General features: G+C 50.9%; 24 protein-coding genes and 1 pseudogene. 18 read left to right on the forward strand and 7 right to left on the reverse strand.

Annotated features, from left to right (window positions below; all coding sequences use genetic code 11):
* The first annotated feature begins 2 nt into the window (after positions 1-2).
* The 13 genes from BTJ39_RS03200 to BTJ39_RS03260 all read left to right on the forward strand — a co-directional run bounded on the left by BTJ39_RS03200 (position 3) and on the right by BTJ39_RS03260 (position 11,052).
* The gene (locus BTJ39_RS03200) at positions 3-875 is read left to right on the forward strand and encodes a type II secretion system F family protein (RefSeq protein WP_078001205.1); all 873 of its coding nucleotides are present in this window, start codon (positions 3-5) and stop codon (positions 873-875) included.
* Complete coding sequence (locus BTJ39_RS03205; RefSeq protein ID WP_078001206.1) at positions 875-1,714, forward strand: type II secretion system F family protein; 840 nt, start codon at positions 875-877, stop codon at positions 1,712-1,714. The genes BTJ39_RS03200 and BTJ39_RS03205 overlap by 1 nt, the downstream gene beginning before the upstream one ends.
* Entirely contained in the window at positions 1,701-2,438 is a 738-nt protein-coding gene (locus BTJ39_RS03210) for a tetratricopeptide repeat protein (RefSeq protein ID WP_241825857.1), read from the forward strand. The genes BTJ39_RS03205 and BTJ39_RS03210 overlap by 14 nt, the downstream gene beginning before the upstream one ends.
* Complete coding sequence (locus BTJ39_RS03215; protein ID WP_078001207.1) at positions 2,438-2,929, forward strand: TadE/TadG family type IV pilus assembly protein; 492 nt, start codon at positions 2,438-2,440, stop codon at positions 2,927-2,929. Before BTJ39_RS03210 ends, BTJ39_RS03215 begins: the two co-directional genes overlap by 1 nt.
* Positions 2,904-3,482 carry a tight adherence pilus pseudopilin TadF gene (gene tadF, locus BTJ39_RS03220; RefSeq protein WP_078001208.1) on the forward strand — a complete coding sequence of 193 codons (579 nt, stop codon included), beginning with the start codon at positions 2,904-2,906 and terminating at the stop codon, positions 3,480-3,482. The genes BTJ39_RS03215 and tadF overlap by 26 nt, the downstream gene beginning before the upstream one ends.
* A 24-nt stretch (positions 3,483-3,506) precedes the next feature.
* Positions 3,507-3,848, forward strand: coding sequence for a hypothetical protein (locus BTJ39_RS03225; RefSeq protein WP_241825863.1), 342 nt, complete (start codon positions 3,507-3,509; stop codon positions 3,846-3,848).
* Positions 3,824-5,071, forward strand: a complete 1,248-nt coding sequence (locus BTJ39_RS03230; RefSeq protein ID WP_078001210.1) for a TadE/TadG family type IV pilus assembly protein — start codon at positions 3,824-3,826, stop codon at positions 5,069-5,071. The genes BTJ39_RS03225 and BTJ39_RS03230 overlap by 25 nt, the downstream gene beginning before the upstream one ends.
* Positions 5,072-5,286: 215 nt before the next feature.
* Positions 5,287-5,829 (forward strand): hypothetical protein, encoded by a 543-nt coding sequence (locus tag BTJ39_RS03235; protein WP_078001211.1) that lies wholly within the window; start codon positions 5,287-5,289, stop codon positions 5,827-5,829.
* A gap of 42 nt (positions 5,830-5,871) precedes the next feature.
* A complete protein-coding gene (locus tag BTJ39_RS03240; protein WP_078001212.1) occupies positions 5,872-6,387 on the forward strand; it encodes a hypothetical protein in 516 nt (171 codons plus the stop codon).
* A 17-nt stretch (positions 6,388-6,404) separates the two neighbouring features.
* Positions 6,405-8,942: a TcfC E-set like domain-containing protein gene (locus tag BTJ39_RS03245; protein WP_078001213.1), complete on the forward strand. Its 2,538-nt coding sequence runs from the start codon at positions 6,405-6,407 to the stop codon at positions 8,940-8,942.
* The gene (locus tag BTJ39_RS03250; RefSeq protein ID WP_078001214.1) at positions 8,929-9,642 is read left to right on the forward strand and encodes a hypothetical protein; all 714 of its coding nucleotides are present in this window, start codon (positions 8,929-8,931) and stop codon (positions 9,640-9,642) included. The genes BTJ39_RS03245 and BTJ39_RS03250 overlap by 14 nt, the downstream gene beginning before the upstream one ends.
* 3 nt (positions 9,643-9,645) lie before the next feature.
* Positions 9,646-10,536 (forward strand): hypothetical protein, encoded by an 891-nt coding sequence (locus BTJ39_RS03255; protein ID WP_139356301.1) that lies wholly within the window; start codon positions 9,646-9,648, stop codon positions 10,534-10,536.
* Positions 10,537-10,551: 15 nt separating this feature from the next.
* Positions 10,552-11,052, forward strand: a complete 501-nt coding sequence (locus BTJ39_RS03260) for a hypothetical protein (RefSeq protein ID WP_078001216.1) — start codon at positions 10,552-10,554, stop codon at positions 11,050-11,052.
* Between the two features lie 249 nt (positions 11,053-11,301).
* Here BTJ39_RS03260 and BTJ39_RS03265 read toward each other — a convergent pair whose 3' ends face one another.
* From BTJ39_RS03265 to BTJ39_RS03285, 5 genes and pseudogenes are all read right to left on the reverse strand, one after another.
* Complete coding sequence (locus tag BTJ39_RS03265; protein ID WP_078001217.1) at positions 11,302-12,327, reverse strand: tyrosine-type recombinase/integrase; 1,026 nt, start codon at positions 12,325-12,327, stop codon at positions 11,302-11,304.
* The gene (locus tag BTJ39_RS03270) at positions 12,327-12,554 is read right to left on the reverse strand and encodes a DUF4224 domain-containing protein (protein WP_241825858.1); all 228 of its coding nucleotides are present in this window, start codon (positions 12,552-12,554) and stop codon (positions 12,327-12,329) included. The genes BTJ39_RS03265 and BTJ39_RS03270 overlap by 1 nt, the downstream gene beginning before the upstream one ends.
* Positions 12,541-13,234 (reverse strand): annotated as a pseudogene (locus tag BTJ39_RS03275) (phage N-6-adenine-methyltransferase). Before BTJ39_RS03275 ends, BTJ39_RS03270 begins: the two are co-directional and overlap by 14 nt.
* Positions 13,231-14,115, reverse strand: a complete 885-nt coding sequence (locus tag BTJ39_RS03280) for a Rha family phage regulatory protein (RefSeq protein WP_078001218.1) — start codon at positions 14,113-14,115, stop codon at positions 13,231-13,233. The pseudogene BTJ39_RS03275 and the gene BTJ39_RS03280 overlap by 4 nt, the downstream one beginning before the upstream one ends.
* Entirely contained in the window at positions 14,112-14,912 is an 801-nt protein-coding gene (locus tag BTJ39_RS03285; protein ID WP_078001219.1) for a KilA-N domain-containing protein, read from the reverse strand. Before BTJ39_RS03285 ends, BTJ39_RS03280 begins: the two co-directional genes overlap by 4 nt.
* A gap of 89 nt (positions 14,913-15,001) precedes the next feature.
* On the opposite strand from BTJ39_RS03285, the gene BTJ39_RS03290 reads away from it, so the two are divergent.
* Positions 15,002-15,253: a helix-turn-helix domain-containing protein gene (locus tag BTJ39_RS03290; protein ID WP_078001220.1), complete on the forward strand. Its 252-nt coding sequence runs from the start codon at positions 15,002-15,004 to the stop codon at positions 15,251-15,253.
* A gap of 198 nt (positions 15,254-15,451) precedes the next feature.
* Here BTJ39_RS03290 and BTJ39_RS03295 read toward each other — a convergent pair whose 3' ends face one another.
* On the reverse strand, positions 15,452-15,745 hold the full coding sequence (locus BTJ39_RS03295; protein WP_078001221.1) for a type II toxin-antitoxin system RelE/ParE family toxin: 294 nt from the start codon (positions 15,743-15,745) through the stop codon (positions 15,452-15,454).
* Positions 15,742-16,008: a type II toxin-antitoxin system ParD family antitoxin gene (locus BTJ39_RS03300; protein ID WP_078001257.1), complete on the reverse strand. Its 267-nt coding sequence runs from the start codon at positions 16,006-16,008 to the stop codon at positions 15,742-15,744. Before BTJ39_RS03300 ends, BTJ39_RS03295 begins: the two co-directional genes overlap by 4 nt.
* 330 nt (positions 16,009-16,338) lie before the next feature.
* On the opposite strand from BTJ39_RS03300, the gene BTJ39_RS03305 reads away from it, so the two are divergent.
* From BTJ39_RS03305 to BTJ39_RS24760, 4 genes are all read left to right on the forward strand, one after another.
* Positions 16,339-16,938, forward strand: coding sequence for an ORF6N domain-containing protein (locus BTJ39_RS03305; protein WP_078001222.1), 600 nt, complete (start codon positions 16,339-16,341; stop codon positions 16,936-16,938).
* Positions 16,939-17,076: 138 nt separating this feature from the next.
* Positions 17,077-17,229, forward strand: a complete 153-nt coding sequence (locus tag BTJ39_RS24755) for a hypothetical protein (protein ID WP_176110185.1) — start codon at positions 17,077-17,079, stop codon at positions 17,227-17,229.
* Positions 17,230-17,403: 174 nt separating this feature from the next.
* Complete coding sequence (locus tag BTJ39_RS03310) at positions 17,404-17,967, forward strand: NUMOD4 domain-containing protein (RefSeq protein ID WP_078001223.1); 564 nt, start codon at positions 17,404-17,406, stop codon at positions 17,965-17,967.
* Positions 17,960-18,319: a NinB/YbcN family protein gene (locus tag BTJ39_RS24760; protein ID WP_078001224.1), complete on the forward strand. Its 360-nt coding sequence runs from the start codon at positions 17,960-17,962 to the stop codon at positions 18,317-18,319. The genes BTJ39_RS03310 and BTJ39_RS24760 overlap by 8 nt, the downstream gene beginning before the upstream one ends.
* Positions 18,320-18,413: the final 94 nt, after the last annotated feature.

Raw genomic sequence — 18,413 nt, forward strand, 5'->3', positions numbered from 1 at the left:
GCATGCCTTACTGGATCGTTATTGTCGGGGTAATTGTTTTTATTATTAATCTGCGTCGATGGAAAAAAATAAAATTCACTATTAATCAGGAGAGCCGACGCAAGCGTGAATATCCGCCTGTCATCTGGTTTATATCTTTGTGCAACGAGTGGCGTTTTTATGCTTTAGGCAATAGAACGTTAAAAGGCGCTAAGGGACTTATTATGGCAGCAGTGGCTATGGTCGTCATGATTATTCTCAATGCTAACTGGCTCGGCATTCGTTGGGATATTTTTCTCCCGGTGGTTCTGGCTAGCCTTTTTATTGCTCAGCTGCGTATTGGCCGCTTGCTATTGCGGCGGGATTTTGAAAATCGGTTTCCAGAGGTGCTAGCGGTGGTGAATGCTGCCGTATCGGCAGGGAACAGTATTCATCAGGCATTGGGCCGTTGCGGTAAAAGCGTGGATGGCAGGCTGGGGGAAACATTCCACCGCATCGATCGCCGGCTTAACTTGGGTGAGGAGCCGGAGCGGGTCTTTAAGGACGCGTGGCAGGACCACCGTTATCGGGAGTTTTACTTTTTTGTCATTGTCATGTTGGTAAGCCTTGAGCGGGGAGGCCAGCTTCGCGTGCTTATTGGCCGCCTTTCACGCATCATTATCAACAGTAAAAATATGGCCCGGCGCAAGGCGGCTATGACATCAGAAGCGCGCACCTCGGCTAAAATTGTCGCTGCTATCCCGCTGCTGTTCTTTTGTGGCATGAAGTATTTTAGCCCGGAAAATTTTGATTTTATTGTGCACGACTCTACTGGGCAACTCATCCTCTACTATGTGATTGCCAGCGAAACCATCGGCATGATCATTATCTGGCTGTTAGTAAGAAGGGCGACCTGATGGAATATTTCTTCTGGGTGGTTTTTCTTTCAGGTATGGGAATGTGCATCATTTTATTAAGAAATAATCAACGCTGGAGTAAGAAAAGGAAGATTATTGAAACCGCAGAGGAAGAGTACGCTAAAAATACCAGTGGTATTCTGAATTATAAAACCATCATTATTGAAAATAGTAGCCTGTTGCGTTTCCTTAATCATATTGAAAACAGTCTAACCATGAAACTGCGGATAGGTTTAGGCAGCGGCGCCCTGTTACTTGCCTGCAAGCTGTTAGGGTTGTATTCCATTGGTATGAAAGGGCTGGCGATGTGTGTGCTGATGATATTGGTGGCGGTTATTGTCTTACCTGCCATGGTGATGAAGCCAATCATTATCACCAAAACCAAGCAGCTACTGGATGCTCTGCCTTATTTTATCGATCTGATTGGGGTCTGTATTCAGTCAGGCATGACGGTGGAGAGTGCCATTAAGTTTATTGCCCAACACGCGGATGAGCTGGACAGAAACCTGGCGACGCTGATGCATTACTTAATTAAACGGGCCGAGGTCAGCGGACTGGAAGAGGGCTTGCTGGATCTATATCACGCTATGGATATGACTGAAATGCGAATGTTTTGCTCGACGCTTCAGCAAAGCGTGCATTACGGCACTTCGTTGTACGAAAATCTCATGGAACTCTCAAAAGATATCAGAGAATTACAATTACTCGATTCTGAAGAGAAAATAGGCAATCTCTCTGCAAAAATGAGCGTCCCGTTAATTCTTTTTATTATGTTCCCACTCACTATTTTAATCGCCGCACCGGGTATTTTAAGGATATTAAAACATGCGCTGTTCTAAACGAATTGTGTTGCTGGCATTAAGCATTTTGCTGCTATCGGGATGCGTCACCCGCACGCTAAAAACGGAATCAGAAATTAACTATCAGGAAGACATTCTACTCAAAGCAAAAAACTATAACGGCCTGATCACCATGTACCGCAGCTGGCTGAAGGAAAACGATACACCAGAGTCCCGGTTGAAGCTTTCCCGCTATTACTACCTGGCCGGTGACTATAAGTCATCGCTCTACTATCTGCAGTCGCTGAATATGAGCAAGGACATGCGCGTGTCCATTCTACAGGCGCAAAACATGATTGCGTTGGGGGATTACGGCCCGGCTATTCGGGTGACCGACCGTATGCTGCAACAGATGCCAAATAATGCCGAAGCGTATAACTTGCGTGGTGTAGCGCTGGCGCTTTCGGGCAAGCTGGAAGAGGGGAAGCGGTCGATTGAACGTTCCCGGGAGCTTTTTATTGCTGACGACGTCGCCATCAATAATCTGGCGATGATCGAGATGATAGACGGGCGTTACCAGGGGGCGGTGGGGCTGCTGTTGCCGCAATATTTACGTGGCAAAAAGCAGACGCAAATTTTGCACAATCTGGTCCTGTCCCTGGTCAAAGTCGGCGATCGACGCTATGCCCGAAATATCGTTGAGAGCGAAAACCTCTCCAGAGATCCGGATGCGCTCATTGCCGCGATGAGCAGCATTTCGCCGCGTGGGAAGGGGGCAAGCTGATGAAGCGATTTTCGCGCAATCTGATGAGAGAACAGCAGGGAGTTGCGACCATTGAATTCTCGTTAACCGTCATCGTTTTCATTTTTATGGTGCTTTTTGTGGCGGAAACCGCGCGGCTGGCGTACGTCTCTTCGGTTATCGATCTGGCGGTATCGGAGGCGGCCAAAGAAGCGAAGAATGCGCCATCTGGCCTGGATGGCGGCTACCGCGGCCGTTTTGAAAAGCGCCTAACCGCGCAGGGTGGCGCGCTGTGGGGCTTTCTGACGCAAGCGGATGCGGTGGATATCACTATTGCCTTCGCCCAGTCCATCGACAGCATGATCACTACAGGCGGTAGCAGCCATTTCACTAAGCGACCGCTGGCCCGTTACAAACTGGCTTACCGCTACCATCCCATGTTTTTCCCTTTCCCAAGCTTCTGGGCCAACAACTTACTGACGCGCGAGGTGATCTTTGTTCAGGAATATGAACGTTCACGATTTATGTACTGATCGGCGCGGGTCAGTAGCGGTTGAGTTCGCGACAATTTCCGTGCTGCTGGTGGTGTTTATTTTCTTTCTTACCGACCTGGTGGTACGGCAGGCGACGATTGGACGCCTGGATCGGGTTTCCTATTCCGTTGCCGGCACGCTGCGTGAGCGCATCCAGCTTTACGACGCAAGGGAGGAGTTAAATCAGAGGGATGTCGATCAGATTGCCAAACTTGCCGCCCGTATGCTGACGGATATGCATGAGGAGGCCGACCTTTCAAAACTCAAACTGGTGGTGGAGGAGCTGCATTTCGAAGACGCCACCAGCGTGGGGAATACCAACAAAGAGATCAGTTTTTATCGCAGCTGGCAGAGTGGGTCAGGCAGTAGCTGTGCGCCGCCTCAGACGCTCAATAGGCTGATCCAGCTGGCTCCCAAGGGCAGCTATGGGCGTTGGGTGCCCCTTTATCAGGTGACCGTTTGCCTGCCGACGACCAGCTGGTATACGCGGTTGACAACCTCGAGAACAATAACACCGTTGCTCTCGTCCTTTGCCATTGTGATGGCGAGGTAAACCATGAGGAGCGGGTTTTTGGCGATGTTATTCCTGCCCTGGGTGCTGCAGGCGCAACCAACGGCAAGGGTATTTATCGACTCGGCGGATGCGGGGCAGGCCCGTTTAGCCACAAGTATTAATGAGATGCTGTTTGACAGCCCAACCTTGCGCTCGCTTCTGGCGGTGGAGGTTTTTGATATTAACGGCGTGGCGCCGGATTTCTCCGGCTGGATTCACTATACCCGCGATCGGGGCGGCGAAATGATTTCGCGGTATCGCCCCCCGGCGCTGCCTTTTCTTATTTGCCTCAACGGGCAGCGGGAAACGCTTCGGCTTCGCCTCGAAAATAAGGAGCAACTATGTCTGTGTACGCAAGGATGTTAAAACCCCTTCGGCGTTTTTTGGCCGACGAAAGCGGGGTCTATGCGATAAGTTTTGTCATGTTGTCCGGCTTTTTGCTTGGTATGGCCGCGTTTGGCCTCGAAGGCTCGCGTTATATTACCGAACGCGCCCGGCTCTCTGATGCCATGGAACAGGCCGCATTGGCGCTTACCGCCGAAGATAACGGCACGGGCGCAGCCCGCAATTACTCGCTGGCGCAGGACTATTTTCGCGCCTATATGCGCCACGATATCGGGGTGTTTAAGCCGACGGTGATCGTCAACCACGGTACGTCGTCAAACAACCGTAACCTGAGCTATGTTGAGTACCGCGTGAGCGGGCAAACGCTGCAAGACTCCTGGCTTGCCTCCTCGTTTTTTCCGAGCTTTGATAAGCAGGTCACCGTGGGTGACAACGGGGCGGCACGGAAATATCGCTCAAATATTGACGTTATCTTTGTGACCGATTTTTCTTCCTCAATGAACGATTATTTCGATGGTAGTACCAAGCTTGCCGAGCTTAAAAGGATTGTTTTGCAGCTTTCTAAAGAGCTTTTTTCCTATGGCATTAATAACAAAATAGGGTTTGTGCCTTTTGGATGGGGAGGGCGGGAAGGGGGCTATTGCGACTTTCCGTTCGTGACTAACGGTAATTATCCCTATAACTATCTGAGAGTTAGTGACTTTTTAACGCTGGAAAGCTATGTCAACGTTCCGGCTACCGTCGCGGCCATCCCGCGAAGAGTGAATGATATCCGTATCCCGCTGAGTAACGTGGATGGCAGTACCTGCCTGAGCGCATCTTCTTCGTGGAAAGTACCGCTAACATCATCGATGTCGCAGATACAGCAGATTCAGGGAATGACGGCGATGGGCGGTACCCTGGTCAGTAGCGGTGTACTGCTGGGGGTACCTTATCTGGCTGACGGGACCGCTTCACGTAAAGTTATGGTGATTGTCTCGGACGGCACGGACGATCCCAACCGGATTTCCCTGACTCCCCGTCTTATCAACGCGGGCATGTGCGATAAAATTCGTCAGGTGATCTCTACCGACGATTCGGTAGGGAAAATTTCATTTATTGGTATTGATTACCACCCGACGGTAGACTGGAAACAGTGCGTCGGAGAAAAAAACTTTTACCTGCCAAAGAATATTAAAGAGCTGGAAGATGACCTCCGCCGCGCGGTGTTTGAGGAAGTGGGTCATAATATTCTTAAAGACTGATTTATTTTTTACTCTTTAAAATGTTTAGCGTTGAATATTCCTTCACTGAGTAAAATTTTATAAGAGAAAATAAGAGGCTGAATCAGGTGTTTTTATCCCCGTTTTTATAGTCTGAATAACGTAATGCACGGGATGTCCCGGCATTATAAAAAGGACGCATAAATATCACCTGTGCGGTATTTATGTTATTTTCTGTATTCAAGGATTTATATTTTATGAAAACCAAAATTGTATTGTCAGCTCTGACTGGATTGACCATGTCTGCTTCCGCTCTGGCTGCGACTCCGCAAAGCTACGATACCCGTTTTAACGTTAGCGCTAACGTGCCGGATAGCGCGATGATCACCGATGCGAGCGGTAAGCCGGTGACCGATCTTGACGTTGAGCTGGTACCCGCCGCTTCGGGGCGTATGGAAGCACAAACCGCCGCATTAAAACTCTGGAATAACGATGTGACTAAGCTGGATGTCGCGTTGACGATGGATGACAGCCAGTCTGCAACTGGTGATGCCTTCACTCTCTACAGCACGCAGGGCGGTACGCTTAATGCGATGACGTATAAAATCAACTCGATTACCAGCGCGGGCTCGCAAGAGTTTGCTAAATCCGGCGACAGCTCAGACTATTCTCTGCAGGCGAACGGTACCCATGGTGAACTGCCGGTGATGTTTAAATTTGTCTCTGACAAAAATTACACTGAACTGGGCCAGGGTAACTATACCGGCGTTGTTTACGCGAACGTGGTTGCGAAACCATAATCTCTGATAAGGGGGTAGCTTCAGGGCTACCCTGTATCGCTTATGATAACTAAAAACTTTTTGTCTGGGGCGGGATTCCTGCTGCTATTGTGGAGTCCGTTTAGCCAAAGTATTTCCAATTCTCAGCTGTCAGTTGATATTTCTGCTGAATCAGTGGCAAGGATTTCACTTTATTATAGAGGACTGCCTGTTCCCGAGGAAGGTATTGATTTTACGCTTCCTGTAAATGGGCTTTCACAGAAGCTGGAAAGAACGTCTTCAAATTTCTATCTCGTGGGTAACGTCGACCAGGCGGATATTATTTTTGATGAGAGTGAATTTATTCTTCCCCAGATCTATGGCGGTAATACGAAGATGTTACTTGACGGTAATTTTATTTTTGGCGGCTCGGTAACCAGCGCGGGCCAGACATTGCGGATCCCGGTTCTTGATAATATCTCTCAGGGAACATCGGTGAATGGTCTGAAAATAAAATTTTCTTCTAAGCTCACCGCAGGGAATTATACCAAAGGTGATTACGCCAATGTATTCACGCTGATCGTTACGCCGGTAATTTGACGTCAGGGATTGGACTTATGGAATATAAATATAATATCAGGCTGCTGGCGTCAGCGACCGCATTGCTTGCCGCCGGGGCGCCGCTGTTTGCAGCCAGTATTCCTGTGCCTGCGGGATTTGAAGATATTTTTGAAGCCAGGCAGCACGGTATTTTTAACGTGGTCTATAACGATCGTTCTTTGGGTTCCGTTGCCGTGGAGTACGACTGGCAGACTGTTCAATTCATTTCACCTGAATTGATCGTTGAACAGCTGACGTCGCCGGACATGCCAACGTTGCTTTGGTCGCGGGAAAAACTGCTGAAAAAACTCTCTGCGCCGTTACGCCGTAGCGACGAACAAGGTTTTGCCGACGATCAGATTGTAGTGAATGTGATTGAGTCCGACAGCACGCTGCGGTTGATCTTTCCCGAATCAATGTTTGATGCATCGGAAAAGGAGAACGAGCGTCTTTTTATTACCCAGCGTAACCAGTCTGGATTTGTACACAGCCACAATATCAACTTTCTCTCTGACTCCTGGGGGGACAGCCTGAGTCTCTCTTCCAACGAGACGCTGAACCTAACGGGTAACAGCTATCTCAAGGGAGGATGGAGTTACGCGAAAGAGATTGATTTTAACCTCGATGAACTGGCGCTGTTCATTGAAAGCAATGCAAAGCGTTATAAGGCTGGCCGCCAGCGGCTTAGCGACAACTTTAACAGCAGCATGCCTTCGGCCTCCTACAGTTTTTTTAATCCGGTCAGCTTTGATGGCGTGTCGCTGGGTTATATGACGGATAACTATCTGAACCTGGGCTCCGGGGCTGCCTCGCCGGTTTCGCTCTATCTGCCGCAGTCGGGTACGGTTGAGGTTTACCGTAATGGTCGCATGATTGATATCCAGCAGTTTTCCGCGGGCCTGCAGTACATCGACACCCAAAGCTGGCCGAATGGCGGCTACGATGTTCTTCTGGTGTCTAAGCTGGTCGACGGTAGCCGGGAAGAAAAGCGCGTGCCCTTTTTTAAGCGCAGCGGTCAATTCCGCGCGGGGGATATTGAGTACATCGTCCAGCTGGGACGCTACGACAGGCGTCAGGGCTATATGGTCTCAAAAACCTGTCGACAGTGTGACCGCGACTCCGGCGCGAACCACTTTGCCGATGTTGGTATCGGCTATACCACCGATTCGGCGATCTCGCTGAGCGGCGGTATGATGATGGATAACAATACCCTGTATACCAACGCCAGTCTGGATATTCCCATTAATAGCCGGTTGATAGAGCGTCTGTATACCGATGGCCTGGTGGGAAATGATAACAGCGTGGGTTACCAGATTGGGGCCAGCAAAAGCTATGAATTCCTCGGGCTGAACGCCAGCTATCGCGATAATCACTACCGGGGCGATGAGAAGGATTTCCGCCAGTACAGGATTGTTCCTGCCTATGATTTTTCCACATTACAGTTTAGCGCGACGACCTTTTTACCCTGGAATATTGGTTTCGGTGTTAACTACGGCATTAATACCCTGTACCAAAACTATGGGCGGAAAAATAAGAGTGAAACAGAAAGCTGGGACGTGACGTTAAACCGCGATTTTACCCTGAGGGACAATCTTAATTTACGTGTGGATTTAGGCTATCACCGGGGACTAAATACCTATAGCAATATTTTTAATAGCCAGAGCATTAGCGAGGATCGTTTATATGCCCAATTTTCTCTGGGGATAAGGGAACGCAGCTACAACCATTATCAGTCTTTATATTTACGCTCACGCTTTAATAATGGCAGTAGTGATAATAATAGCTATAGCGTGGATTACTCGCTGAATGTGGATAACCCTGAGTTCGATCGCGGTGGAAAATATTTAGTGAATGCCAGCATTAATCAGGGGCCGAATAATGCGCGTAACGGTAGCGCCGGAGTGGTGATGGATAACGCGGCAGGTTATACCACGGCCGGTATGACGCAGTCACTTAATGGAGCGGGTTATCGGCAGCAATATCTCTCCCAACGCAGCGGTTTTGCCATTGGGCAGGGTGAGATCGCGTGGGGCAAGCTCGATAACACGGCTGCGATTATTGTCGATGCGACAGACCTGCCAAAAGATCAATATTTCGAAGCACGCAATCAGAGTATGGCGCCGGTGGTGGTGAAAGGGGGGCAAAAAACCACGCTGACGGTCACGCCTTATCAGAAAGTGGATCCTAAAGTCGAGCAGCTCTTCACCGGCAAGACGGATGCTTTTTATACGCTTACCAGTCAGTCTACGCCAGGCTGGGCGATGCCGGGGCAGGTTTATAAGGTCAAGCTGACCGCGACCAAAAATCTGACGGTGACGGGGCGTCTCTATTTTGAGGGTGAGCCGTTGGCCAATGCCAGAGTGGTGGGCGGGAATACGATATCCGATGAAGAGGGGCTATTTGTTGGCGATTTTCCGCTTAAGGTCGATGAGCGTTTAGCGGAGCTTAAGGTAAAGAAAGAGGGGAAAGAGTACGTTTGTCCGCTGTTGGAAGAGAACGTCAAACTCACCCAGGGAATTATGCAAATTCGTGAGGTTAATTGTGAAGCTCAGTAAATGGAGAGCGCTGACGCTCTGTACAGTGGGATTATTTTCTTCGTATTCGGTATTCGCCATAGAAGTTTTTCCGGTGGTTAAGGAAATTCACGAAGATACGCCGAGAGATAATTATATAACCGTTAAATCGATGTATCGGGCGGAGGATTCTGTTGATGAAAATAAATCGCACTCGCAGGTTTATGAATTCGTTACGCTGGAGTTGTACCACGTTCCTAATCCGGGGGATGAAAAAGAAAAAAGGGTTAAAGAGCTGGGAGCAGAAAACCCTACGCTAGTGTTCTCGCCAACAAAACTGATTATCCCCTATGGGCAAGAAAAAAAAGTCAGGATTATGCCGCTGCGGCCGGTGGAGCGTGAGCAGGTTTATCGCCTGCGCGTGCGGCCAAGCTACCCGGAGCAGGAGCTGGACAAAGGTAAGGTACGCTTTGCCGTTGGCTATGATGTGCTGCTGCGTTACCTGCCGTCAGGGACACATACCCAGGGTATCAGCCTGAGCTGCCATAACAACCAGTGGACGCTCACGGCAACCGGCAACGTACGCAGTGAACTGAGCAACCTGGTGGTGGACGGGCGTCCTTTCCTTCAGCGTTTTAACGTCTACCCGGAAAATAGCCGGATCCTGACGGTGAATAAGCGGCTGGCTTTTGAAATGGACGGCAAGCTTCAGGTTTACGAGCAGTGCCAGCGTAAGGAATAACCGATGCGGAGAACGACACTTTTGATCGCGTTGCTGCCGCTGGTGGCACAAGCTAGCGGTACGCTGATGATCCAGCCACAGCCTGACAGCAGTATCCGTTTTATGGCGCAGGGGCCGACCGGCAGCGGCAGCGAGGATGTACTGGGTTTCCAGCAGCCAGCCAGCGGCAGAATGACGGTCACCGTTTCCCCGTCGGGGATGAGCCGGTGTGAGAGCGGCGATATTGTGCTGGATAACCTGCGTTTCTCTTTTACTAACCTACTGGATAACAGCAAAGTGCTTTGCGGTATGCCGGTGACCTTTGATGCGCCGGGCAAAGATCGTGAAGTTCCTTTGAAAGTGGCCGTTAGCCAGTTTTCTCACCCCGTGGTTGCAGGGATTGGGAGCCAAAAACAGGCTCTGCTCCCTGCGGGTAGCGTCAGCGCCGTAGCAGAAGGCGGGAGGGGTCAGCAGTATCCGCTTTATCTTGATCTGAGCGTTGTGCAGCAGCCGATAGAGGTATTGGCCGCGACCTTTTCTCGTCCCTCTCTCTATCTGGGATCCGTGGGGGAGATGAACGATGCCGCCGCCGATGTTCAACTGCGGGTCAGTAAAAACGCCCAGGCGAGCAATGAGGCGATAGGCTATACGCTCAGCTTTGAATCGACCCAGCAGCTCAATAATCAGTACCGCATGCGAGCTTCCGCCACTGAGCGCATGGTGCCTTATCAAATCCTGGCGGGAGGACGAGAGGTGCTGCCGGATAGCGCACGGCGGGGCACAGTACCTGCGGGCGTTGGCACGGCTGACGTGGTGGATATCCAGTTTAAACTTTCAGGGAAGCAGACGCGGGGATTGGCGGCGGGAGTCAGCCTTCAGGACACCGTTACCGCCGTCATCACGCCCGATAGCTAGGTTTAGGAGAAAGAAATGAAAAAGGTATTTTTCCCCGTGCTGCTGATGCTGGCATCGCTGAGTGCGTCAGGGGCCGTAAGCGTAAGAACCTCGATTGATGTGCAGGCGGAGGTCAGTACCAGCGTGCGCATCTACGTCGACGGTAAGGACGTCACTAACGGCATGATCTCACTCAAGCTGGAGGATAAAAGCGGCTATATGACCGGAATAACGCCAGACTTTCAGTTTATCGGTAACGCCAGCGCGGTGTCGCTGTCGCTGACCTCACCGGCTAACCGGAGTCTGGTATCGGAGAACGGCGATGAAATGCTGCTCAATACCGCATGGGTAAAACCCGGCGGTGGGGATGTATCGACGAGCTATCCATTTAATAACCTCCCGGTTTACCCGAGCCTGTCGGAAGTGCCACCCAACAGCGGCATAAAGGTTCGTTTTACCTCTGCTGCCCGCAGCGAAACTTATCCTCTTGGGGTTTATAGCGGTACCTACGAGGTTATTGTTACGCCTTCGGTTTGAGGCTTCGGCGATTGTAAGTGCCTATACGGCCCCTATTTGCACGGTGCTTCAGCACCGGCCCTGGAAGGGCGAGCCTCAGGGATGAGGCGAGTAATCGAACCACGGACACGGGGATTTTCAATCTCCCACTCGAACCATATATATCAAATGGTTACAGGTTATTTTCATAATTGAATGGTCTTTGGGGATGGTTTGTAAATCAGCCACTTAACATGAAATAAAAGTGAATATTCTGAAAGGGTTATATAGTTATTTCGTTTTTTTATTCTGTCCGTCAACCGCCGGAACCATCTTTATCTTGCGATCGTAACGTGCTGTCTGCCCGATATTTTTGTGCCCGGATATAGCCTGTTTCTCCTGTAATGTTCCTTCCAGGTCCGATATACCTTTTGCTTTCAGATCGTGATAAGTGAAATTTAAATCAAGTTCAGGGTTCGCTTTTTTTGCCCTTTCTTTCGCCGCTCGCCATCGCTTACTGAATCCGCTTGAGGTATAACGATCACCGCCCGGCTGGTGTAGCAGGAACGTGCTGACAACGCCTTTATTGGCAGGTAAAACCAGAGCCAACGCTACAGCCGCCCGAAGACGGGGGGACCAGACTTTGATCTGCTTTACGCCGGTTTTTCCCTGCCTGATATAAATCCCCTCATCCATCATCTGATCGCGGCGTAACGCCAGTACATCCCCCTGACGGGCGCAGCAGAGATAGGAAATTTCCATTGCCACGCGCACTAACTGATCGGCGTTGTCATAAAGCGCTTGATATTCTCTGTCTGTTACGTAGCGATCACGCGGTGTTTCAGTGTACTGACGTACCCCCTGACAGGGGTTCGCCTTTACCATTCCACGCTCATAGCCCCAGCGGAAAACCCGAGACATAAATGCTTTTTCACGGTTGGCCTGAACAATGCTTTTAACTCCCCGCATATCCATATATTTACGTATATGCTGTGGTTTAATATCGACGGGATTCATTCGGCCAAATGGCCTGAGGACCCTCACAGAGTATTTCCTGTAGTCGTTACGCGTGGCTTTGCTCAGACCATTGAAGTCTGACGATAAAAAGAAGCGTGATACCAGAGCAGTAAAATCCTGCTGTGCCTTATTATCCTTCAGCAACCGCTCGTAGGCTGCCCATATTTCAGAAACCGGTGTGTCGAACGGACAGAGCCTGATGGTACCGCCGCCCGCAGGTTTAAACTCGAATGCTGAACGTCCGCGGGATACGCGCGGTGGCAGGTCTCTGTCTGCCGGGTTTTTACGTGGCCGCGCCATTATTCCATTGCTCCCCAGTCCGGTTCACTGGCAGCAGGAGGCACTGCGCGGTGTCTGAGTGGATAGTTAAAATGCGTCCATGTGGTGCAGGGGCGACCATCCCGCCGGACGATGAACCACACGCCGGCTTTCTCCAGTGCCTCACACTGTTTGCGCGGCATTTCATAACCGGTAATCATCGTTATGTCACTGTCAGAAATAATGTTACTTTCGTTATTCATTTCCATAATTACCCCCTGATGCCAGTTTTTCAGCAGCACGCTGGATTTGTGTCGTAAACATCCGCCCCGTAGCTTCCAGCTCATCCCTTTCCATGTAGCTCACGGGCGGCCCGCGCCACCCTTTATCGAAAACCGCGATCGCCATACCAAACCCTGATGAGGATTCTTCCGGCTCTCCCGCTGCGGGTCTGTACCACGCCGGCAGCGCGAAGCTGATCCGCCCACGGATAAAGGCAATATGGTCGGCTCCGTCAGGCCACCAGGTTTCGCTGGTTGCGGCTTTGATGAGGAAAACGTAACGACCGCCACGTTCACGCATCGCCACAGTGTGCTGCATGATGTGGGTCATACCGATACTGCCCGTTATGCTGCTGTGCCCGGCTGTAGGGCGGGTTGGCATAAGCCGCGCCGCCGAGTTCTGCCAGGCGAGCGGACCAGTCCTGCGCCAGGGCGTTATCTTCAGCGGTGTAACAGGCTTCACACCTGGCGTTGTGATGGTCAGCAAACAGATCCAGTACAAACGGCCCGAACCTGGCATTAATCCCCCACCAGAGGTTGTCCGGTGTGCGCCACTGATCGCCAGTCTCTTTCAGCTGATGTGCCGGACGCGAACGGAGGTGGTGCAGGCGTCGGCTGTACGGTGACAGTTCTGTAGCGGATACGGATGCTTCAGCTGTCGGATTCATTTTGTATTCTCCTGTACGTAGCCGGAACGCAGCGCCTCAAGCAGCTGGTCTTCTTTAACGACCAGATAGCCGAGTTTTCCGGCGAACCAGCGGAATTTGTCGAAGTCGCCGACGATGGCATCGCGGGATACGCTTTCGGTGAACAGGACGTTGCCGCTGCGGTCAAAAGCGATAAGGGTACGGCTGGCAACCCGGTCGCCAGAGTCAGTGAGTTCAGGTGCACCGTGAAGGGTGGACTCCATGCGGTTAAAGGCGCTGATGTAGTCGATTTTCCACTGAAGGGCGCGTTTGCCGGTGAAGCCCATGACGATGAGCACGAAAGCGTCGCGGGTGAGTTCGAAGCATTTGTAAGTGGCAGTACCACCGTTGGGCTGGATTACTTCGCGGGATGCTTCGTTAAAATTGACGAGGCACCATTCAGGTTCGCAATCAGCAATAACGGCGCGGATCTTCTTCAGCACATTATCGTGCGTTTTGTGGAAGTATTCAGCGACGGCAAGGGATGTGGTAAGAATTTTACCGTTATGCTCGAAAACAGCAGGAGCGGCAGTAACAGCAGGTACATTTGGGGTAAGGGTAGTAGCCATAGTGGCAGCCTCGATAGTCAGTTTTAAAAACTCACCACCGGAGGTTCCAATCTCATGGGTGGCGAGACGTACAGGGTTGGAACTACCGGCGACTACCGAAACCGGCCAGCTTTTCAGCTGCCCTGCACGCCCCACCATTGAACGCAGTTGAGGCTGTGCTTTGCACGTAAAAAAACCGCTGGCGCGGTCGTGCGCGATAGTCATCGGCGGGGTTCCAATCCCGGCACCCGCTTTATAAGGTGCAGGAAAACTATAGCGTCCGTTAATCACTGTTGCAAGCACGGCGTTGATCATGATGCTGCCCCATTAAGCATTAACGCCAGGAGACGGGGGAAATGTAAGTCATAGAAATGCGGCTGGGTTTGACGCGGATTATCAGGGGCGGTAAGGTTCTTGCCGAACTGCAATCCTTTTTCCGTCAATGACCAGAATAATTTCTCTTTGTCTGGCGCTTTACTGCTGGGGCGGGACTTCCGCTCTGTTATCCCGAGAAGTTGCAGGCGCCTGAAAGCTGAAATCGCACTGTAGGGTTTTCCGTGCAGTGAAAGCAATTCAGTAAGAGAGTGAGTTACTTCGCTGCTGCCGGTCATGCATCCGTCCGGTGTGTCTGCGGCATAAGCAGGTAAAATATCAGGCATTCCGAGAGAGCTTTGCAGCTTTTTCATTGCGCCGGGCATGGTTGATGGTGCGATCCGCATTTCCTGCTTGTAGAAGGCCAGCATGGCAAGACCTGCCTGCACCTGTTCGGTAAGCATCCCGTTGGCGTTTTTGATGGTATCCCGGAACTGTTCGTACACCTGGACCTCGAACGCGGGTTCAATCCATGCGGCATATCTGATGGCGACGAGTTCATCTGCCCATGTGCCGGATTCCAGGCCGCCCCTGATGGTGTTAACCGAAGCCCTTTTTTGGGCTTCGCTCAAAGATTGAACAAACGCATCAATTCCCTCACCGCGTAAAAACTTTGATGGCCGCTGAGCTTCAGTGGCTTTACCCTGAGCAACTGCTGCCCGATGTAAATCATTCAGGCAGTAACGCCCAAAAGCATCCTGGCGAACCACGGTATTTTCAATGATGACTGGTTTTGACATGACACTCTCCTCATGCGGCTGTAGCGGTCAGAGCAAAGTTGAGCGACAACGATGATACTGTCACGCTTTCTCTTTCGAACAGGTAACGGGTGACATCGCTGTATGCAGCCATAAAAACACTGGCACTGGATCGCGGATATTCATTGTCAACGCTGGCCGAAAAAATGGGTGTAAACCGCAGGACGCTTTACCCGGCAATGAGTGGTAATCCCCGGTTATCAAACCTGCAACGCATAGCTGATGGGCTGGGGTTTCGACTGTCTGACATCATCGCAATAGAAGAAGAAATTGATGATCCGGAACCTGATGAGCCGACAAATACTAACCAGAAGGGAAAATGAGTATGGACTGGCCTGAAGCATTCATGATAGTTGGCGTGGCTTTCGCACTTGCCTGGATGGTAAGGGGGCTGATATGCACTGGCCCGGAGTAATCGCAAACCTGGTGTTTCTGGCGGGGCTTCTGGTGATGATATGGCTGGTCTGTGACCGGTTTAAGTACTGAGGTGCTAGCGATAAACTGCCCGTAATAAAGGCGGTTTACATGCTTTCGTAGTCTGCGCCTCCGTGGTAAATGCCCGCGATGAGGATGTTGTCGCCATCAATGGCGAAAGCGATCACAGTACGGTGACGAAAGTTCGTAACACGCATTCCGGGTCGTATGTCATCGCGGCGATTACCACGCTCAGGAAAAATGACGAATCCTTCCAGGTAATCAAGCAGGTCCGCGATGAAACCGTTGGCCACAATCTGATTACCGTTGGCGGAGATGTATTCATGCAGGGCGATCATTTGTTGCTCTGCTTCCGGAGAAAATACTACGCGATAACTCATCGGGATTGCTTACGCTCCCGGACGGTCGAGCGAACTTGCTCGATTGTTCGGCCTGATTGAGGAGAGCTACGTATGGCATCCAGAGCAGTGGCGGCAGTATTGGTGAGCCATGACTCAATAGCTCTGTCTCGGTCACCGAGTGCGCGCAAGCCTTCGCGGATAACCTCGCTTTCTGAAACATAATCGCCGGATGCCACGCGCGCGCGAACCATTTCGGCCATTTCGTTTGTCAGAGTTATGCTGAATTGTTGAGTAGTACGCATCATTAACCTCATTGAATAGGATTGAACACTATCCAAACATAGCACAGTTATCATCTATTGACGACAACAGATATCCGGGGCTATAGTTCCGATGCAGCCGCAAAATCGGCTGTCGGGATTGGAACCCCGGATATCACAATGACGCATAGCCGCGTTAGCGGTTTTTTTACGCGTTAAGCACGGCCACATCAGCATTATGGTGGGGCGTGCAGGGGAGCAAAAGGCTCGCCGGGTTTCATTGTGACCGGTAGTTCCAACCCTGTACGTCTCACCACCCAACGATTGGAACCTGACGGTGGTGATAATCCAAATTACGTTGGAGCTATCACAATGCAAAATCAAATTTCAGCAGAAACGCTTTCTCCAATCACCCATAACCAGATCCCGGTCATCACCACTGAACTGCTGTCGCAGTTGTACGGCACAGAAACAAACAACATCAAAGTAAATTTCACCCGCAATGCTGATCGCTTTGTTGAAGGTAAGCACTTTTTTAAGGTCGAAGGGGATGAACTCAAAAATTTGCGGGTTACTTTAAGTAACTCACAAAATCCAGTGTCGCCAAAAGTCCGCTCTCTAATCCTCTGGACAGAACGCGGAGCCGCCCGGCACGCCAAGATGCTCGAAACCGATCAGGCGTGGGAGGTGTTCGAAAAGCTGGAGGATTGCTACTTCAGCCGGAAGCCTGAACACCCGGTGTGCAGTGATGTTATCCACGGCGATCCGCGAACGCTGGTCATACGCCTGGACGAGAGCGGCAATATCCGTTTCACTGAGTCAGTGCCGGAGGGCGCCATTGTGGCTACACTGGATAAAGTGAAATGGTGGCTGGAGCGTGACGGCTGGCTGGTGATGCGCAGGGAGAGTCTGGCCGGAATGACGCTGCAGGATTTCTTCCGGCTCGGCGACAGTGGCAGAGCCGCCTGCTGAATAACGGCAGGATGCCCGTATAACGAAAACTGCGGAGGTGAGCGATGTTGTATATAATCGTCAGCGTTATTTTCCTTGTGGCAGTCATTGCCTTCGCTGTTTTTATGCTGCGCCATATCAAAGACTGAGGGAATAAGAATGTCTGAACTTGATGATTTCCAGGCACGGACCGTCCGTCTGTTTCTGGAAGATAACTGGGACCTGTTTGTTGCACATTGTCACGTCGATTACGCGGAGGGTGAGGAACTGGCGGAGGAGATATTTGAGGCTCTGGGCGGTGAAGGCGTATAGCGTTACCCCGGCATCCGGTCTATAATGACTTCGTCAGCCTGAGAAACTGACGACCATCTGCGCCACGGAGAACACCATGGCGCACCTACAGATTAGTCCGTTTTACCCGTCACAGATGTCGAAAGGCACCTGCGACTTCCTGCGTTCAGCGTTTAACCTCTGCGGAGGTGGCGCATGAGCATCCCTGAAGATATTGAATGGCTGGATATTATCGGCTATGAAGGCCTTTATCAGGTGTCATCAGGTGGTGATTTCAAAAGCCTTTCCCGCACAGATTCTAATAATCACTTCAGGCCTGAAAGAATATTAAAAAAAATAATAAAAGCAAGTGGTTATCAGCAATGCAGTCTAAGCCGTGATGGAGTTGTCAGACTTTATTTAACGCATAGAATTGTAGCCGGGACATTTCTTAGTAACCCGCAAAATTTCAATACCGTCAATCATATTGACGGAGATAAAGGCAACAACGCCGCCTCTAATCTCGAATGGTGCACGCAGCGCCATAACAATGTTCACGCCATTAGGGAGGGGCTAAATGTCGCTAAAGATGGTGCGGAAAGCCAATCCTTCAAAAGTCCAATTGAGGCAACCAGTTTGATTGCTGGTCATTCCTTCATGTTGTTCGGAACAAAAGATATTGAGTCCAAAGGTTTCCGAAACTCATGCGTATACAAGTGCGTTAACGGCCATCAGGCGTATCACAAAGGGCATGTGTTCAGGAGGGTAGATAATGTTTAGGGATGGCATAAAACTTCATAAATCCAACTTCGCCTCCACCGGTCAGCAGATTCAGCGCATGCTGGAAGCCGGTGACTGTTACCGCCTGATAATCAGACCCTGGCGCGACAGGCGTACCCTTTCCCAGAATTCCCTCATGTGGATGTGGAATGCTGATGTTGCCGCCGCCGCCAGTCAGTACTCCGATGAGCAGCACACTGACGAAGAACTGCACGAATTCTTCAAAGATATGTTCTGCCCGGCGAAGCGGGTGACCGTCTTTGGTGTAACGAAGACGGTCAGGTCCACAAAGCTACTCGACACCGAAGAAATGACCTGCTGTCTGGCTGAGCGACATTCTTCCCTTACTTGAATCCCGGCCGCAAATCTCGCCGGCAACGGTTCTTGAGTATCTGCAGGAGAAATATCCGGGCAAATATCCTGATAAGCTGCGCAGGACGTTACAG

This window comes from Izhakiella australiensis (genome assembly GCF_002006995.1).
GTDB lineage: Bacteria > Pseudomonadota > Gammaproteobacteria > Enterobacterales > Enterobacteriaceae > Izhakiella > Izhakiella australiensis.

What these genes read in the sequence shown, in the direction of transcription:
- tadF (WP_078001208.1), top strand. Translation starts at nt 2,904, where the DNA reads ATGAACGTTCACGATTTATGTACTGATCGGCGCGGGTCAGTAGCGGTT.
- BTJ39_RS03295 (WP_078001221.1), bottom strand. Translation starts at nt 15,745, where the DNA reads ATGAGTTATCGCGTAGTATTTTCTCCGGAAGCAGAGCAACAAATGATC.
- BTJ39_RS03260 (WP_078001216.1), top strand. Translation starts at nt 10,552, where the DNA reads ATGAAAAAGGTATTTTTCCCCGTGCTGCTGATGCTGGCATCGCTGAGT.
- BTJ39_RS03270 (WP_241825858.1), bottom strand. Translation starts at nt 12,554, where the DNA reads ATGGAAATGAATAACGAAAGTAACATTATTTCTGACAGTGACATAACG.
- BTJ39_RS03200 (WP_078001205.1), top strand. Translation starts at nt 3, where the DNA reads ATGCCTTACTGGATCGTTATTGTCGGGGTAATTGTTTTTATTATTAAT.
- BTJ39_RS03265 (WP_078001217.1), bottom strand. Translation starts at nt 12,327, where the DNA reads ATGGCGCGGCCACGTAAAAACCCGGCAGACAGAGACCTGCCACCGCGC.
- BTJ39_RS03225 (WP_241825863.1), top strand. Translation starts at nt 3,507, where the DNA reads ATGTTATTCCTGCCCTGGGTGCTGCAGGCGCAACCAACGGCAAGGGTA.
- BTJ39_RS03245 (WP_078001213.1), top strand. Translation starts at nt 6,405, where the DNA reads ATGGAATATAAATATAATATCAGGCTGCTGGCGTCAGCGACCGCATTG.
- BTJ39_RS03235 (WP_078001211.1), top strand. Translation starts at nt 5,287, where the DNA reads ATGAAAACCAAAATTGTATTGTCAGCTCTGACTGGATTGACCATGTCT.
- BTJ39_RS03205 (WP_078001206.1), top strand. Translation starts at nt 875, where the DNA reads ATGGAATATTTCTTCTGGGTGGTTTTTCTTTCAGGTATGGGAATGTGC.
- BTJ39_RS03280 (WP_078001218.1), bottom strand. Translation starts at nt 14,115, where the DNA reads ATGATCAACGCCGTGCTTGCAACAGTGATTAACGGACGCTATAGTTTT.
- BTJ39_RS03310 (WP_078001223.1), top strand. Translation starts at nt 17,404, where the DNA reads ATGAGCATCCCTGAAGATATTGAATGGCTGGATATTATCGGCTATGAA.
- BTJ39_RS03305 (WP_078001222.1), top strand. Translation starts at nt 16,339, where the DNA reads ATGCAAAATCAAATTTCAGCAGAAACGCTTTCTCCAATCACCCATAAC.
- BTJ39_RS03255 (WP_139356301.1), top strand. Translation starts at nt 9,646, where the DNA reads ATGCGGAGAACGACACTTTTGATCGCGTTGCTGCCGCTGGTGGCACAA.
- BTJ39_RS24760 (WP_078001224.1), top strand. Translation starts at nt 17,960, where the DNA reads ATGTTTAGGGATGGCATAAAACTTCATAAATCCAACTTCGCCTCCACC.
- BTJ39_RS03230 (WP_078001210.1), top strand. Translation starts at nt 3,824, where the DNA reads ATGTCTGTGTACGCAAGGATGTTAAAACCCCTTCGGCGTTTTTTGGCC.
- BTJ39_RS24755 (WP_176110185.1), top strand. Translation starts at nt 17,077, where the DNA reads ATGTCTGAACTTGATGATTTCCAGGCACGGACCGTCCGTCTGTTTCTG.
- BTJ39_RS03300 (WP_078001257.1), bottom strand. Translation starts at nt 16,008, where the DNA reads ATGCGTACTACTCAACAATTCAGCATAACTCTGACAAACGAAATGGCC.
- BTJ39_RS03210 (WP_241825857.1), top strand. Translation starts at nt 1,701, where the DNA reads ATGCGCTGTTCTAAACGAATTGTGTTGCTGGCATTAAGCATTTTGCTG.
- BTJ39_RS03285 (WP_078001219.1), bottom strand. Translation starts at nt 14,912, where the DNA reads ATGTCAAAACCAGTCATCATTGAAAATACCGTGGTTCGCCAGGATGCT.
- BTJ39_RS03240 (WP_078001212.1), top strand. Translation starts at nt 5,872, where the DNA reads ATGATAACTAAAAACTTTTTGTCTGGGGCGGGATTCCTGCTGCTATTG.
- BTJ39_RS03215 (WP_078001207.1), top strand. Translation starts at nt 2,438, where the DNA reads ATGAAGCGATTTTCGCGCAATCTGATGAGAGAACAGCAGGGAGTTGCG.